The organism is Nonomuraea sp. NPDC050202 (genome assembly GCF_040656115.1).
Lineage (GTDB): Bacteria > Actinomycetota > Actinomycetes > Streptosporangiales > Streptosporangiaceae > Nonomuraea.
The window spans coordinates 100,438-116,107 of sequence record NZ_JBFALF010000022.1 but is presented as its reverse complement, the minus strand read 5'-3'; the positions used below and the strand labels follow the sequence as shown (position 1 = coordinate 116,107).

15 protein-coding genes are annotated in these 15,670 nt (G+C 72.9%); 8 read left to right on the top strand and 7 right to left on the bottom strand.

Annotation, left to right across the window (positions count from 1 at the left end; genetic code table 11):
- Positions 1 to 17: 17 nt before the first annotated feature.
- A complete protein-coding gene (locus AB0I79_RS41285) occupies positions 18 to 641 on the bottom strand; it encodes a response regulator transcription factor (RefSeq protein ID WP_357885425.1) in 624 nt (207 codons plus the stop codon).
- Positions 638 to 1,819: a sensor histidine kinase gene (locus AB0I79_RS41280; RefSeq protein ID WP_357885423.1), complete on the bottom strand. Its 1,182-nt coding sequence runs from the start codon at positions 1,817 to 1,819 to the stop codon at positions 638 to 640. Before AB0I79_RS41280 ends, AB0I79_RS41285 begins: the two co-directional genes overlap by 4 nt.
- Positions 1,820 to 2,028: 209 nt before the next feature.
- Here AB0I79_RS41280 and AB0I79_RS41275 point away from each other — a divergent pair, with 209 nt between their 5' ends.
- Positions 2,029 to 2,625, top strand: coding sequence for a heme-binding protein (locus tag AB0I79_RS41275; protein WP_357885421.1), 597 nt, complete (start codon positions 2,029 to 2,031; stop codon positions 2,623 to 2,625).
- Between the two features lie 88 nt (positions 2,626 to 2,713).
- A complete protein-coding gene (locus AB0I79_RS41270) occupies positions 2,714 to 3,439 on the top strand; it encodes an ankyrin repeat domain-containing protein (protein WP_357885419.1) in 726 nt (241 codons plus the stop codon).
- Positions 3,440 to 3,597: 158 nt separating this feature from the next.
- Here the strand turns inward: AB0I79_RS41270 and AB0I79_RS41265 are convergent, their stop codons facing one another.
- Together AB0I79_RS41265 and AB0I79_RS41260 are read right to left on the bottom strand one after the other, a co-directional pair.
- A complete protein-coding gene (locus AB0I79_RS41265) occupies positions 3,598 to 4,551 on the bottom strand; it encodes a DUF3500 domain-containing protein (RefSeq protein ID WP_357885417.1) in 954 nt (317 codons plus the stop codon).
- 174 nt (positions 4,552 to 4,725) lie between these two features.
- Positions 4,726 to 5,628 carry a LysR substrate-binding domain-containing protein gene (locus tag AB0I79_RS41260; RefSeq protein WP_357885415.1) on the bottom strand — a complete coding sequence of 301 codons (903 nt, stop codon included), beginning with the start codon at positions 5,626 to 5,628 and terminating at the stop codon, positions 4,726 to 4,728.
- A 97-nt stretch (positions 5,629 to 5,725) separates the two neighbouring features.
- On the opposite strand from AB0I79_RS41260, the gene AB0I79_RS41255 reads away from it, so the two are divergent.
- Positions 5,726 to 6,091 (top strand): nuclear transport factor 2 family protein, encoded by a 366-nt coding sequence (locus AB0I79_RS41255; protein WP_357885413.1) that lies wholly within the window; start codon positions 5,726 to 5,728, stop codon positions 6,089 to 6,091.
- Positions 6,092 to 6,160: 69 nt separating this feature from the next.
- On the opposite strand, the gene AB0I79_RS41250 is transcribed toward AB0I79_RS41255, so the two are convergent.
- Positions 6,161 to 9,313 carry a BTAD domain-containing putative transcriptional regulator gene (locus tag AB0I79_RS41250; RefSeq protein WP_357885411.1) on the bottom strand — a complete coding sequence of 1,051 codons (3,153 nt, stop codon included), beginning with the start codon at positions 9,311 to 9,313 and terminating at the stop codon, positions 6,161 to 6,163.
- 213 nt (positions 9,314 to 9,526) lie between these two features.
- Here AB0I79_RS41250 and AB0I79_RS41245 point away from each other — a divergent pair, with 213 nt between their 5' ends.
- The 5 genes from AB0I79_RS41245 to AB0I79_RS41225 all read left to right on the top strand — a co-directional run bounded on the left by AB0I79_RS41245 (position 9,527) and on the right by AB0I79_RS41225 (position 14,400).
- A complete protein-coding gene (locus AB0I79_RS41245) occupies positions 9,527 to 9,985 on the top strand; it encodes a hypothetical protein (protein ID WP_357885409.1) in 459 nt (152 codons plus the stop codon).
- 111 nt (positions 9,986 to 10,096) lie between these two features.
- A complete protein-coding gene (locus AB0I79_RS41240) occupies positions 10,097 to 11,161 on the top strand; it encodes a sigma-70 family RNA polymerase sigma factor (RefSeq protein ID WP_357885407.1) in 1,065 nt (354 codons plus the stop codon).
- Positions 11,162 to 11,164: 3 nt separating this feature from the next.
- Positions 11,165 to 12,577 carry an MFS transporter gene (locus tag AB0I79_RS41235; RefSeq protein WP_357885405.1) on the top strand — a complete coding sequence of 471 codons (1,413 nt, stop codon included), beginning with the start codon at positions 11,165 to 11,167 and terminating at the stop codon, positions 12,575 to 12,577.
- A complete protein-coding gene (locus AB0I79_RS41230; RefSeq protein WP_357885403.1) occupies positions 12,570 to 13,361 on the top strand; it encodes an isocitrate lyase/phosphoenolpyruvate mutase family protein in 792 nt (263 codons plus the stop codon). The genes AB0I79_RS41235 and AB0I79_RS41230 overlap by 8 nt, the downstream gene beginning before the upstream one ends.
- A 127-nt stretch (positions 13,362 to 13,488) precedes the next feature.
- Positions 13,489 to 14,400 carry a helix-turn-helix domain-containing protein gene (locus tag AB0I79_RS41225; protein ID WP_357885401.1) on the top strand — a complete coding sequence of 304 codons (912 nt, stop codon included), beginning with the start codon at positions 13,489 to 13,491 and terminating at the stop codon, positions 14,398 to 14,400.
- 63 nt (positions 14,401 to 14,463) lie between these two features.
- On the opposite strand, the gene AB0I79_RS41220 is transcribed toward AB0I79_RS41225, so the two are convergent.
- On the bottom strand, positions 14,464 to 14,967 hold the full coding sequence (locus AB0I79_RS41220; RefSeq protein ID WP_357885399.1) for a hypothetical protein: 504 nt from the start codon (positions 14,965 to 14,967) through the stop codon (positions 14,464 to 14,466).
- Positions 14,968 to 15,156: 189 nt separating this feature from the next.
- Positions 15,157 to 15,534 carry a helix-turn-helix domain-containing protein gene (locus AB0I79_RS41215; RefSeq protein ID WP_357885567.1) on the bottom strand — a complete coding sequence of 126 codons (378 nt, stop codon included), beginning with the start codon at positions 15,532 to 15,534 and terminating at the stop codon, positions 15,157 to 15,159.
- Positions 15,535 to 15,670: the final 136 nt, after the last annotated feature.

The window sequence follows — 15,670 nt, the reverse complement described above, 5'->3', positions numbered from 1 at the left end:
CGACGTGACCGCGCAGGTCAGGGCAGCCTGATGAGGCGCCGCTCGACGGCGGCGGTGACGGCGGCGGTACGCGTGTCCACGCCGAGCTTGCCGTAGATGTGCACCAGGTGGGTCTTGACCGTCGCCTCGGTGATGAACAGCCGCCTGGCGATCTCGCGGTTGCCCGCGCCGCTCGCCAGCAGCTCCAGGATCTCCACCTCCCGCACGCTCAGCGCCGGGCCCGGGTCGCGCAGCCGCCGCATCATCCGGGCCGCCACCTTGGCCGACAGCACGCTCTCGCCCCTGGCCGCGGCCCTGATGCCCTGGAACAGCTCCTCCGGCGGGCACACCTTCAGCAGGTACCCGGTGGCCCCCGCGGCGACGGCGCGCATGACGTCCGCGTCGGTCTCGTACGTCGTCAGGACCAGGACCTGCGGCGGTGAGGGCAGCGCCCGGATCCGGCGGGTGGCCTCGACCCCGTCGATGCCGTCGCCGAGCTGGAGGTCCATGAGCACGACGTCGGGCCGGTGCGCGGCGATCCCGCTCAGCGCCTCGTCGGCGCCGGACGCCTCGCCGACGATCTCGACGTCGTCCTCGCCGCCGAGCAGCGCCACCAGGCCTGCCCGGACGACCGGGTGGTCGTCCACCAGGAACAGCCTCACCGCGCCCCCTCCCGCCCGTGCGGATCTCCGGACGGCCGGACGGGGACCCTGGCCGCGACCGCCGTGCCCTCGCCAGGGGCGCTCTCGACGATCAGGACGCCACCCACCTCGTCCAGCCGCTCGCGCATCGCGCGCAGGCCGTATCCGCGTCCGGGAGCGGGGGCCGGCTCGGCGAACCCCGCCCCGTCGTCGAAGACGTCCAGCGTGACCTCGCCGTCCAGGTAGGACAGGGTCACCGTGGCGCTCTCGGCGCCTGCGTGGTCGCGGACGTTGGCCAGCGCGCCCTGTGCGACTCGCAGCAGCGCCGTCTGCGCGCCGGGCTCCAGCGGGTACTGCTCGCCCTCCAGCCTCAGCCGCACGCGCGGCCCGCCGCCGTCGCCGCCGGTGCTCGCGCAGAGGCGGGCGAGCGCCTCGGGCAACGTCCCGTTGTCCAGGCCCGGCGGCCGCAGGTCGCGGACGAACCTGCGGGCCTCGTCGAGGTTCTCCGCGGCGGCCGCGGCGGCCCGCCGTACGTGGGCGCGGGCGAGCTCGGGGTCGGTGGCCCAGACGCGGTCGGCGGCCTGCAGCAGGATGCCCATGCTGGTCAGCCCCTGCGCGAGCGTGTCGTGGATCTCCCTGGCCAGCCGCTCGCGCTCCTCCAGCACGCCGGTACGGTGCCGCGAGCCGGCCAGCGTCTCCCGGGTGGCGATCAGGTCGTCGATGAGCAGCTGACGGGCGGCGCTCTCGCGCTGGAGCTCCCAGAACGTCACCGCCGTCATCGCGGCGATCCCGATCGGCGCGAGGATCAGGCTCGGGTCGATCTCCTGGGCGATCTTGGTCTGCGCCGCGATCACCACCAGCGTGAGCGCCGCCGCGGCCACCGCGAACGCGCGCGCGTCCAGCAACCGCAGGCACAGGAAGAGCAGCGGCACCGCGCACCAGCTGAACGACGGCGCGAGCACCACCAGCCCCAGCCAGACCGCCGCCACGCAGCCGAGCCAGACCAGCCGCCCGCGCCCGAGCCGGCTCCACAACACCATGCCGGCCAGGTACGCCAGCGCGAGGACGGCGCAGACGGCCAGCGACGTCACGGTCTGCGCGACCATGCCGTGCCGGGACACCAGCCTCCATGCCGAGGCGGCCAGCAGCAGGTAGAAGCCCGCATGCATGGCCCAGTTGAGCCAGACGCGCTCCCTCATCACCCTCCCTGTCCGTTCTGCCCCGACCCTATGCAGTGCCAGGGACCGGCCGGACCGGGACGGCGGCACATCAACCGATCGGTTGATCGGCGGCTCAACCGCTTGGCGCCGCGGGATCGCCCGTGCTCCCGATGGCTCGCGGCGCCGCCGCTGAAAGGCTTTGACCTGCTTGAACACCCCATGCGAAACCTGACGAAACGGAAGAGACGATGACCGGTTCCCGCCGCATCCGCCTGATCGCCGCCGGCCCGCTCGCGGGCCTCGCCCTCCTGGGCGCGGCCCTCGGCCCCACCGCCGCAGAGGCGTCCTCACCTCTCGGCCGCACCGCCGCCGAGGCGTCCTCTCCCACCCCTGCCACGTCGGTACGGGACTCGCGCGCGGCCCAGGCGGTCGTCCAGACCGAGGTACTGTCGGCCGGCGCCGCCCTGGAGATCGCCGAGGCGGCGATGCAGGAGGCCGCCAGGCAGAAGCAGCGCGTCACCGTGGTGATCGTCGACCGTTCGGGCGCGACCCGGCTGGTGGTGAAGGGCGACGGCGCCGGCCCGCAGACCGAGGAGTCGGCCAGGCGCAAGGCGTTCACGGCCGTCTCCTTCGGCCGGGCGACCAGCGAGCTCGCCAAGGGGCTGAACGGTGGCGGCCCGACCATCGCCGACATCCCCGGTACGCTCTTCCTCGGCGGCGGAGTCCCCGTCACCTCCGGCGGCGCGCCCGTGGCGGGCGTCGGCGTCGGCGGGGCGCCGAGCGGCGACCTCGACGAGGCCATCGCCCGCGCCGGTCTCAAGGCGGTCGCGGACCGGCTGCGATGAAGGGCCCGAGATCGACGGGAGTACCGCGCTTGAAAGGGCCGGGCTTGAAAGGGCCGGGCTTGAAAGGGCCGGGTTCGGAAGGGCGGCGTTGAGAGCGGCAGGGCCGAGACAGGCGGGGCCGGGCAGGCCGGGGCGCAGGATCGTCCTGACCTCCCTGCTCGGTTCGGTGCTCGGTTCGGTGCTCGCCGCATGCGGCCGCCGCGAGACCAAGGGAGGAACTGTGCTCGACGAGGAACTGCTGGCAGCCGCGGCACGAGGGGATGCCGCCGCGGTCCGGAACGCGCTGCGGTCCGGGGCGGACATCGAGGCCCGCGACGGCCGGCGCCGCACGGCGCTGCTGCTCGCCGCAGCGGCCGACCACGTCGAGGTGGCCGAGGTGCTGGTGGAGGCCGGTGCCGACCCCGACGCGCAGGACGCCCGCCAGGACACGCCCTGGCTCGTCACCGGTGTCACCGGCAGCGTCGCGATGCTGCGCACGCTCCTGCCGGCCGGTCCCGACCTGACCGTGCGCAACCGGTACGGAGGCGTCTCCCTCATCCCGGCCTGCGAGCGGGGGCACGTCGACTACGTCCGCGAGGTGCTGAAGACCGGGATCGACGTGAACCACGTCAACGACCTCCGCTGGACCGGCCTGCTGGAGGCCGTCATCCTCGGCGACGGCGGTAAGCCGTACCAGGAGATCGTGCGCCTGCTGATCGCCGCGGGCGCCGACGTGAACCTCGCCGACCGCGACGGGGTGACGCCGCTCGCCCACGCGCTCGCCAAGGGCCAGGGCGAGGTGGCCGCCCTCCTGCGCACCGCCGGAGCCCGCTGACCGCCCGCCGCCCTCACCGCCACAGGCGGGGCGGGGTCGGGGGCGGGATCGGCGTACGGGCTGCCTGGGCCCGCCCGGACACGCCGGGCGCGAGGTGGACCGGCCCGGCCGAAGGACACGCCGGGCGCGAGGTGGACCGGCCCGGCCGGCCCGGATGATCAGTGCTGGTCGGCGTAGTGCCGCGCGAGCAGGTCCACGCCCCAGTCGTTACGCAGATCGCGCCAGACGGAGTGGATGTGGTTGGCCTCGTCCTGCGTGTTGTCGTACTCCAGCAGGAACGTGGGCCCGGCGACGCAGTAGTAGTGGCCCTGTCCTCGCTGGTCGGACCCCATCCACGCGAATGTCACCTTGTCGAGGCCGGCATCGAGCGCGTGCCGCCAGCAGGTCTCGCCGTACCAGCCGGGGGCGCGGTCGAAGTAGCGGCGGACCAGCCGCTCCAGCAGGTCCTTCGACGTGGTCGACATGTCGGCGTAGGACAGTCCGCAGGGAATCCGGTCGGGGTCGGCGACGGGATCGTTGCGGGTGAGGATGTCGTCGGGGGCCACCTCGCTCGTGATCGCGGTAGACCGCTGGTGCGGGGCGAGGTCGGCGAGCAGCGCCCGGCCCATGTCCTCCTCCTCGGCCAGCAGCCGCAGGCCCCGCTGTGGCCCGGACAGCACCATGGCCGGTTCGGCGCCCAGGAAGCTCGGCGTGACGGCGATGGAGTCGCCGACGACCGTGATGTGCACCGCGAGGTGGTGGCCGTTGACCCGCCACGCCCATGGCTGCGACCCTCCCGGCTCGCCGAACACCCGGAACCAGTAGCGGTCACCGTCGATCTCGTCGACACCGGTCACCAGGTGGCGCCGGACCCGCTCCAGCTCGATGACGCCTCTCGCGACGCGCGACCCGGCGAGACCGCAGCCGATGTCGAGCAGGGCGAGCGCCAGCTCCTGCTGCTTCGAGGTCATCTCGACCAGCGGCAGCCCCGGACGCGGCCCGGGCAGATAGAACCACTCGGTGCGCTCGGGCGAGCCGAACGCCGCCGTCGCCGCGGCTCTCCGCTCGGTGTCGAGCGAGCCGAGGAAGCGCAACACCGCCTGCCGCATCAGCTGGACGTCATGGCTGCTCATGAAGGGTTCCTAAGGGGTGGGGTGCCGCCACAGAGATCAGAACATCGGGGTCCTGATGCCACGAACCGCAACATACTGCACTTTAACGGCATATGGCGCGGTCCCTTTACTGATGTTCGTCACCGTGCCGATCGCGGCGGCGCCCTTCGAGCCGAGGGAACGGCTGACCGGCTCTCAACGCGGGGCGGCGTCGTCTCCCCCGAAGAACGCACGGCGGCCGCAACGCAGCATCTCGCGTACCGCCGGGCTGTTCGATCGCCGCCAGACCAGGGCGAGCAGGGCGGGCGCCGCCACGTCGTCGATGAGCAGGCCGGTGAGCCGGTCGCGGTAGTGCGCGGCCATCGACTCGCTCAGCACCGCCACCCCGAGCCCGCGTACGGCCAGGTCGGCGATGGCGTCGGCGGCGCTGGCCGCCAGGGAGACGACCGGCCGCAGGCCCTGCGCGGCGCACGCCTGGTCGAACAGGGTGCGCAGGCCGGTGCCCGGCGGCATGCACACGATCGCGTGCTCGCACAGCTCGCGCAGGGTGACCGCCCGGCCGCCCCGCGCCAGCGGATGGCCGGGCGGGACCGCGGCGACGAGCCGTTCCTCGATGATCGTCAGCGCCTCCAGCCCGTCGAGCGTGGCGGTGGTGGTGCCGATGAGCGCCAGGTCGACGGCGCCGTCGCGGACGGCGGCCGCGAGCCGGTCGGAGTTGTCCTCCAGCAGCGAGAGCTCGACACCGGGATGCGCCGCGTGGAAGGCGGCCAGCGCCTCGAACAGCGGCGTGACCGTGCAGCCGATCACCATGCCGATGGTCAGCCGCCCTCTGATCAGGCCGGTGACCTCTCCCACCGCCTGGCCGACCGCCCCGGCGGCGGCCAGCGCCGCGCGGGCGTGCTCGAGCGCCGCCTTGCCGGCGACGGTGAGGGTGGCCGCGCGGGCCGAACGGTCGAACAGCTCGGCGCCGAGCTCGCGTTCGAGCTGGCGGATCTGGGCGCTGACGCCGGACTGGCTGATGTGCACCCGCTCGGCGGCCCGGGTGAAGCTCTGCTCCTCGGCGACCGCCACGAAGTATTCGAGCTGCCTCAGTTCCATAACTTGCAATTCTAGATGTCATCGGAACTAGCTGTTGGACTTCTAGATCGGAGCGCGGCAGGCTGGAGGGACCGAGACACGAAGAGGAGAGAACTCCATGACCGAGTACGAGAAGGCCATGCGGCCGGAGGACATCACCCGGCTGTTCGTCGAGCGTTCCAACGCCGGCGACGCGGCCGGGGTCGCCGCGCTGTACGAGGAGGAGGCGGTGATCGCCTACCCGCCGGGCAGCCGGACCACCGGCCGCGCGGCCATCCAGGAGCTGTGGGAGAAGGTGCTGGCCGGCCGGCCGCGTTTCGAGCCGGAGCAGCCGCTGCCGACGCTCATCAGCGGGGAGCTCGCCCTCACCTCCACCCCGCCCAGGGACGGGGCCGGCGCCCGGGCCCAGGTCGTGCGCCGCCAGCCGGACGGAAGCTGGCTGCGCGTGCTCGACCAGCCCGAGTTCGTCACCCCCGCCCGCTGACGGCCCCCGCCCGCGGGCGCCGCCGGGCTGTCGCCGGTCCGATCAGCCATCGGCGGGCGCGCGCGTCGTTCACGGAGCGAGCGTGATCTCCGCCAGCTCACGCCACTCCCGCTGCCGGCCCTCACGAACCGCCTCGGTGAACGCCTCCTCACCGAGGCGGTCGCGCGTGTCCGCCGTGATCCGGGCAACGTCCGGCAGCGAACGGTCCGGCGTGCCGCGCACGGCCTCGCTCGCCGCGAGCAGGCGCACGGCCTGCTCGTCCTGCCCCTGCCGCAGCGCGAGATCCGCGATCCCGACCAGTATCTCGGCCACCATCGGCGGATACGGCTGCTCCACGACCATGTGGAACGCCTCGGCCCGATGCCCCCGCGCCTCCTCCAGATCCTCGGCGAGGTAACCCTGGAGGTCCAGGGCCTGGGCGTGGACGGCGTCGCCCACGTCCGCGCCGCCCAGCACCGCCCGCACCGTGGCCAGGTGTTCGCGCGCCTCGTCCGGCTCGCCGCGCCAGCGGGCCAGCTGCGCCTTCGCCAGCGCCAGCCCGGCGAGCGTCCCCGGCCAGGTGATCCCGTCCGCGCACCGCTGGGCCTCCGCCATGGCCGACGCGCTGGACCGCTCGTCGCCGGCCAGCCAGTGGAGCTGCGCCTGCCGCGTCCGCAGCCCGACCACGTCCTCGCCCGCGCCTACCTCGGCCAGCGCCACGGCCGCCTCCTCGTAGTGCTCGCACGCGCGCGCGAACTCGCCGCGCAGAGCGAGCCGGTCGGCCCGGAACGTCAGCGCCAGCGAGATCCCCCAGCGGTCGCCCAGCGCGCGGAACTCTGCCAGGCCGATCTCGAGGTCGGTGTCCACGTCGGTCTCGTCGCGTTCCAGCGTGAGCCGGAACCTGGCACGGCTGAGCCTGGCCTGCGCGCGCACCCACGGATCGTCGTCGGCGATGAGCGGCTCGAACGCGGGCATGACCTCCGCGGGGTTCTCCAGCAGCCGCTCCAGCGGCGCGACGAAGCCGACCATCGGACTGCGATGCTCCGGCCTGGCGAACCGGTGCGCCTTCTCGATCCACTCGCGCGCCTGGAACTGATCGCCGCCGGGCCCCGAGGAGACGAACACCGCCAGGATCGTGTATGCCAGCGCCCGCACCTCGTCGGGCACCTCACCCGGCAGCGACGCCGCCGCGATGCCCAGTTCGGTGCCCTCGGCCCGGTGCCCGCTGAGGAACCAGTACCAGCCTGTCGCCCCGACCAGCCGCATCGCCTCCTCGGCCCAGCCCTCGGCGATCGCCCCGCGCATGGCCGCGCTCAGGTTGTCGTGCTCGGCCTGGAGCGTGGCCAGCCACTCCATCTGCTCGGCCCGCCGCAGGTGCGGATCGGCCGCCTCGGCCAGCTCGACGAAGTAGGCCAGATGCGCCCGCCGTACCAGCTCGCTCTCCCCGGCTTCGGCGAGCCGGTGCGCCGCGTACTCCCTGATGGTGTCGAGCATCCGGTAACGCGGCAGGTCATCGCCGTCGGCGACCAGCAGCGACTTCTCGATCAACGCGGTCAGCACGTCGAGCACGTGCTCCCCCGCGAACGTCTCGCCGCCGCACACCCGCTCGGCCGCCTCCAGGCTCGCCCCGCCGGAGAACACCGACAGCCGCCGCAGCACGCCGCGCTCGGTCTCGCTCAGCAGATCCCAGCTCCAGTCCACGACCGCGCGCAGCGTCTTGTGCCGGGCGAGCGCCGTACGGCTGCCGCTGGTCAACAGCCGGAACCGGTCGTCGAGCCGGCGTGCCAGCTGATCGACGGACATCGTCCGCAGCCGCGCCGCGGCCAGCTCGATCGCCAGCGGGATCCCGTCCAGCGCCCGGCAGATCCCGGCCATGACCGCCAGGGTCGGCGTGTCGGAGCCGATGTCCTTGCGCACCAGGGCGGCGCGGTCCCGCAACAACCGCACCGCGGGAGAGGACCGGACCTCGTCGGCGCCGGCGCCCTGCGCGGGCAGCGCGAGCGGCTCGACCTGCCACAGCACCTCCCCCGTGATGCCCAGCGGCTCCCTGCTCGTCGCCAGGATCCGCAACCTCCGGCACTCCCCCAGCAGCCGATCCGCGAACTCCGCGGCCTCCTCGATCACGTGCTCGCAGTTGTCGAGGATCAGCAGGATCGTCCGCTCCCGGATCGCGGCGATGAGCCGATCCATCGGCTCCCCGCCCCGCGCGCCGCCCAGCACGGCCTGGTCCCGCAGGCCGATCACGGTGAGCGTGGCCTGCGCCAGCTCGCCACCCGCCCGTACCGACGCCAGCTCGACCAGCCACGCGCCGTCCGGCAGCTCGGCCAGCATCCTGCGCGCGGTCTCGGTGGCCAGCCGCGTCTTGCCGGAGCCGCCCGGCCCCGTGAGCGTGACCAGCCGATGCTTGACGGCCAGCCCGGCCACCGTGGCGACGTCATCGTCCTTGCCGACGAAGCTCGTCAGCTCGGCGCGCAGGTTCGTCCGGCGGTTCTCCGCCCGCTCGCCCAGCTCGCCCCGCAGCAACGCCGTGTGCAGCGCCGACAGCTCCGCCGACGGATCGGCGCCCAGCTCCTCGGCCAGCAGCTCCCGCGTCCGCTGGAACACGGTCAACGCCTCGGTCCCGCGGCCCGCCTCGGCCAGCGCCCGCATCAGCGCCGCCACGAACCCCTCCCGCAGCGGATACGTGGCGACCAGCTCGGTCAGCTCAGAGACCAGCTCGGAGCCGCGGCCGAGCCGGATGTCGGCGTCCACCCGGTCCCCGAGCGCGGCCACGTGCAGCTCGTCCAGCCGCGCGACCGCCGCGTCGAACAGCTCGCTGTCACGCAGCGCGATGTCGGCCATCGCCGAACCACGCCACAACGCCAACGCCGAACGCAGCAGCTCCGCGCGCTCCGCGGGCTCCGCCGCCGCCCGCGCCTTGCCGACCAGCTGCTCGAACCGCCACACGTCCACGGCTTCAGGAGCGACCGCCAGCCGGTACCCGCCCGCGTCCGCCTCGATCACGCCGTCCGGCAGCACCCTGCGCAGCCTGGACACCAACGCCTGCAGGGCGTTCACCTCGTCCGAGGGCGGCTGCTCCCCCCAGATCCAGTCCACCAGCCTCGCCCGCGTGACGATCCGCCCGGGCTCCAGGGCGAGCGCGGCGAGCAACCCGCGCAGCCGAATCCCAGGAACCTCCACCACGGCCCCATCACGGCCTCTGACCTCGAACGGTCCTAGCAATCCGACTCGCACGCCAGCCATTGTGCCGAACCCGGACGATCCCGACGAACCGCCACCGCTCCCAGCCCGCCCTCACCACCGATCTTCACCGGACCGTTATCAGGGGCCGGCCGCCGGAACCACGGCACGATCATGCGGGTTGCAGTCGCCGTGCAAGCGGCACCTGATCGACTGGCCGCATCGGAACGGATCAGGCCGGCCCACCAGGCCCGCCTCTCAGCGTGAGGTAGCAGGATGGCATCGACTGTCTTCGGAACCACGGCCGTGATCGCGGTGGTCGTGGGTGTGGTGTTGTTCCTCAGGTTGAGGCGCAAGCCGGAGACCCGGGCCGGGGCGTACATCAGCGCGACGTTCCTGTTCCTGGGCGCGGGGATCCTCACCATGGGCTCCATCTCGTTCGCGAGCCTGGAGTCCGCCGCGCTGCGGACGTTCACGGAGCAGGAGCGCGCGGCGGCGATGCCGTGCGACGCGGCGGTCCTGGGGGCCGAGGAGACGTCCAACAAGCTCAACGGGCGCTACATCTGGCTGCTGCGGCTGCGCGTCACTCCCCAGGCCGGCAGCCCGTACGAGATCGAGCGCACGGCCCGGCTCACCTCGTCCATGGGCGAACGCCTGGAGCGGGGCGGTGTGGTGCTCCCCTGCCTGGTGGCCCGCACCGACAACACCCGGATCGAGATCCCCGCGCTGGCCTGAGGTTCCCGGCCACGAGCGGAGGCCGGAAAAATCGCGCGACGGCCGACCGCTTTCCGCGGCCGCTGGTGTCCATCCATGTGAAGACAGGATGACGAGACACCAGGAGTCACGATGCGAGAGATCCCGCCGACCGGGGTCCCCGATGCCGTTGCGGAGCTGCTGGAAGCGGCGCGCAGCGGAGACGGCGAGGCGTTCCGCAGGCTGATCGAGCCGTACCGGCGCGAGCTTCAGGTGCACTGTTACCGCATCCTCGGCTCGGTGCAGGACGCCGAGGACCTGCTGCAGGAGACGCTGCTGGCCGCGTGGCGCGGCATCGGCGACTACCAGGAGCGCGCGTCGCTGCGGACGTGGCTCTACCGGATCGCGACCAACCGCTGCCTCAACGCTCTGCGGGCCGCCGGGCGCCGCCCGCGGGATCCGGCGGCCTACCGGACGGAGGTACCGATGCCCGAGCCGTCGCGCCGCAGGGAGGAGCCGAGCTGGCTGGAGCCGTACCCGGACGTGCTGCTCGGCGAGATCGCCGACCAGTTGCCGGGGCCGGAGGCCAGGTACGAGGTCAGGGAGTCGGTGTCGCTGGCGTCCCTGGCGGCGCTGCAGCAGCTGCCGCCGAGGCAGCGGGCCGTCCTGGTGCTGCGGGACGTGCTGGGATTCCGCGCCGCCGAGGTGGCGGGCATGCTCGACACGTCCGAGAACGCGGTGACGATGGCGCTCAAGCGAGCGCGGGCCGCGCTGGCGCGCGACTTGCCCGGCGGCCGGGAGAGCGGCCCGCTGCCGGACTCGCCGCAGGAACGCCGGATCGTGGACGAGTTCAGCCGCGCGCTCCAGGCCGGCGACGTGGCCGCCATCGTCGCCATGCTGACGGACGACGCGTGGCTGACGATGCCGCCGATGCCGCTGGAGTACCAGGGCCCGGATGCCATCGGGCACTTCCTGTCCACGGTCGCGGTGCGCGGCTGCCGGCGCTACGTGCTGGTCCCGACCCGGGCGAACGGCCAGCCGGCGTTCGGCTGCTACCTGCGCGACCCGCGCACCCCGGTCCTGCACGCGTACGGCCTGCTCGTCCTGACCCTGGCCGGGGACCGCATCTGCGCGCTGACGCGCTTCCACGACAACTCGTTCCTGCCGATGTTCGGCCTGCCCCGGTCGCTGCGCGGCCTCCCGTCGGGCGAGCGCTGAGAGATGCGATCCAAGCAGGCATGGGGGTTGGGGCTCGCCTCGCTGGCGTCGTTCATGATGGCGCTGGACAGCCTGGTCGTGACGACGGCGCTGAGCACCATCCGGCAGGACCTGACAGCCTCGATCGAGGCACTCGAGTGGGTGGTCAACGCCTACAGCCTGGCGCTCGCGGTCCTGCTGCCGACCGGTGCGGCGCTGGGTGACAGGTACGGCCGCCGCCGCATGTTCGCGGCCGGGCTGGCGGTGTTCACCCTCGCCTCGGCGGCCTGCGCGCTGTCCCCCGGCATCGGCGCGCTGATCGTGTCCAGGGCGTTGCAGGGCGCCGGCGCCGCGATGGTGCTGCCGCTGTCGCTCACCCTGGTCAGCACGCTGTTCCCGCCGCAGGAGCGGGGCAGGGCGATGGGGCTGTACCTGGGCATCACGGGGCTGGCGACGTTCAGCGGGCCGTTCGTCGGTGGCGTCATCGCCGAAGGGCTGGCCTGGCAGTGGATCTTCTGGGTGAACCTGCCGATCGGCCTGGTCGCGATCCTGCTCACGGCGCTGCGCGTGGACGAGAGCCGCGGCTCCGGCGGGCGGTTCGACCTGGGCGGGGTGGTGCTGGTGAGCTCGGGCGCGTTCGGCGTCGTCTGGGCCCTGGTGCGCGGGAACGCGGCGGGCTGGGGCAGCGCGGAGGTGCTGGGGGCGCTGCTGCTCGGCGTCGCGCTGGTCGTCGCGTTCGTGCTCTGGGAACGGCGGGCCGAGGCGCCGATGTTGCCGATGCGGTTCTTCCGGCTCCGGGCGTTCGCCACGGCCAACCCGGCGAACTTCCTCGTGTTCGCCTCGCTGTACGGCACGATGTTCTTCCTCGCGCAGTACTTCCAGACCGTCCACGGTGACGGGCCGCTCGTCGCCGGCCTGCGGCTGATGCCGTGGACGGCGACGCTGATGGTCTGCGCGCCGATCGCCGGGCGGCTGGCCGACAGGGTGGGCGAGCGGGCGTTCGTGGTGGGCGGCCTGCTGCTCCAGACGCTCGGCATGGGCTGGATCGCCCTGGTCGCCGGCCCCGGCACGGGCTACCTCGAACTGCTGCCCGCGCTGATCGTCGGCTCGGCCGGGCTGACCATGGCCATGCCCGCCGCCCAGAAGGCGGTGGTCGGCGCGGTGCGCCCGCAGGAGATCGGGCAGGCGTCCGGCGCGTTCATGACACTGCGGATCCTCGGCGGGGTGTTCGGCGTCGCCGTCGCGGTCGCGGTCTTCGCGAGTACGGGCGGCTACGCCTCGCCCGAGGAGTTCAGTACGGGTTTCGCCGCGGGGATGGGCGCGGTCACCGTGCTCGCGTTCCTCGGCATGCTCGTCGCGCTCGGCATGCCGGGCGGACGAGCGGCCGCCGTGGCGGCACCACCGATGACCCGCGAAAGGGAGGAAGTTCATGAGTGACATATCTCGCCCGGCGCTGCCGGGGATGGCGGCCGGCCTGCGCGAGCTGCACGTGCCCGGCGATCCGCTCGTGCTGGCCAACGTCTGGGACGCCGCCTCGGCCCGGATCGCCGAGGCGGCCGGCTTCCCGGCGCTGGCCACGAGCAGCGCGGCCACGGCCGCGGTACTCGGCTACGACGACGGTGAGCAGGCTCCGGTCGGCGAGGTGCTGGCCGCCGCCGCGCGGATCGTCCGCGCGGTGCGCGTGCCGGTGACGGTCGACTTCGAGCGCGGCTACGGGCTCGCGCCGGCCGAGCTGGTCGAACGGTTCGCCGCGACCGGGGCCGCGGGGCTGAACCTGGAGGATTCGCACCCGGCGACCGGCGACCTGGTGGACGCGGCCGAGCAGGCGGACTTCCTGTCCGCGGTGCGCGAGGCGGCGGTGTCGCTGGGCGTGGACCTGGTGATCAACGCGCGTACGGACCTGTTCCTGCGCCGGCCCGTGCCGCCGGAGGCGCAGCTCGCCGGGACGCTGGACCGCGGTGCCCGCTACCTCGCGGCCGGCGCGGACTGCGTCTACCCGATCGGCGCCGGGGATCCCGCGGTGATCCGGGCGCTGGCCGGGGGCGTTCCCGGTCCCGTCAACATCGCCTACGGGAACGGGAAGCTGTCGCGGGCCGAGCTCGCGGCGCTCGGCGTCGCGCGGGTGAGCTTCGGGCCGGCGTTGCAGCGGCACCTGTACGGCACGTTCGGCTCCGCGATCTTCTCGGCGGTGGCCTCCGGTGAGAATCCCTTCACGCTCTGAGCCGCTTCGCATGCCGCATCCGGTGGATTCTGATCGTCCGGGGCCGTCGGCCCCGGACGCCGGTGGTGGCCGGGGTCGTCGTGCGAGAGCGCCGTTCCGTACGGTGGCGGCGCTCGCCATGGACGGCGTGAGCGCCATCGCACTGGGCGGGATCAGCGGGGGCTTCGCCTCTTGCGCGCAACCGGGGCTGCCGGAGTTCGAGGTCGTGGTGTGCGCGGAAGTGCCGGGAATGGTGCGGACCGATCTCGGCCTGCCGTTGCGGGTGACACATGGTCTGGACACGCTGGCCGAGGCGGACCTGATCATCGTGCTGCCCTCCTGCGCCTCGGCCCCGCGGCCGTCGCCGGCGGTGTCCGCGGCACTGCGGGCCGCCTACCGGCGGGAGGCGATCATCGTCGCGTTCAGCGCCGGGACCTACCTGCTGGCGGACGCCCGGCTGCTGGACGGGCGGCGCGCCACCACGCACTGGAGCCTGATCGACGGCTTCGCCGCCCGCTTCCCCCAGGTGAGCGTGGTGCCGGGGGCACTCTACGTCGACGAGGGGCGTCTCATCACGGGAGCGGGCGGGGCGTCCTGCCTCGACGTGTGCATGCACCTGCTGCGCCGCGAGCACGGCGCCGCCGTGGCCAACGCCGTCGCCCGCGAGATGGTGGCGGCGCCGCACCGGGAGGGCGACCAGGCCCAGTATCGTGACCGGCCCGTCACGGCCGAGGGTGAGAGGTCCCTCGCCGGCGTCATCGACTGGCTCCTGGCCAACCTCGACCGGCCGGTGTCGATCGGGGAACTGGCGGGGCGGGCGCTGATGAGCGAGCGCACCTTCAACCGCCGGTTCAAGGCCGTCACCGGGACCACGCCCTACTCGTGGCTGTTGGCGCAGCGGCTGGAGCGGGCCACCGAGCTCCTGGAGACCACGGAGCTGTCCGTCGAGGAAGTCGCGCGCCGCGTCGGTTACAACACCGTCGCGGTCTTCCGCCAGCAGTTCACGAAACGCCACGGCATCGCGCCGCGGACTTATCGCAGGAAATTTCGTCAAGAATGAGATTGCGACAGAAGGGCCGCGCGATGGCAGGATTGCACGATCGCGCGGCCCCGTCGTCACACTTTACCGGTCGCGCCGCTCGACCTGCGGAGCCGAGTCCGTCAGGCCATCCGGCGCCTTCTCCGCCACCTTGGACGAGGAGAAGAGCGGAACCAGGCTCGACCCCCAGGTAACGGTGCGCGGCTCGTCCAGCGCCCACGGGCCGGAAATGTATGCCGTCTCCCAGTTGGGATTGTCGGGATCCAGCGCGGTGGTATGGAAGTACTCGTCGGTCTTGGGGTCGAGGCAGTCGGTCCAGGTGTACCAGCCCGCACCCAGGTACATGTTCGGCCGCTCGATGGCCATGAAGTTGTTGAAGTACTGCGTCCATTGATAGTTGCCGGCGACCAGCTCTATCCGGCGCTGCACGCATGAGGTGGGCAGCGAATCGACGGGGTACGCCGCCAGATACTGAGTCTTGTAGTTATAGGCCGGCGGATACGCATCAGCAGCGGCGGCGGGCGCGGTCAGCGACAGCATCGCGGCGAATAATCCGCCCGCGAGAGCGAAAAAACCCTTCCGTTTCATCAGCTTCCTTTGCTGCTCGTGAGTTTCGCCGCGACTTCATGTGCGGCAATTGACATCATATGAATGCCTCACGGAGCAGAAAAAGAGAAAGCTCTGCCATTGTTCGCCTGTTTCCGGCCACCGCCTGTCAGTCGAAGGTGATGACCGAGCGCTTTCCCGCATGCCCCCGGTGGCCGCCGCCACGCCGCCTCACCGCGGCCGGACGCCTGCCTGGCGGGCCTCGGCGGCCTGGCCGTTCTCCCGGACGCAGGCGTCGATGACGGCCCGCAGCAGGCCGGGGAAGCGGGTGTCGAGGTCGTCCGGGCGCAGGCTGTTCATCTTGGTGGTGCCCTGGTAGTGCTGGCGGATGATGCCGGCCTCGCGCAGCACGTTGAAGTGGTGGGTGGCGGTCGAGCGGGAGACCGGCAGGTCGAAGGTGCCGCAGCTGAGATCGTGGCCCGCGATGGCGAGCTGGGCGATCACCGAGCGGCGGACGGGGTCGGCGACCGCCTCCATGAACTGCTGGAGGGTGACCTCGGCGACGGAGGCGTTGTCCACGGTGCGCGGGGTGGTCTTCGGGCGGGCCACGCGGTCTCCTCCTCGCGGGATCAAGGCTGGCACGCCATGGTACGACGGCCGTCGAAGGAGTGGGCGGGCCGGCCCGCGGGCAGGAGGACCACGGACGAGGGGGCCAGGAGCCGGCTCCGGCCAGCGCGAAGAATTC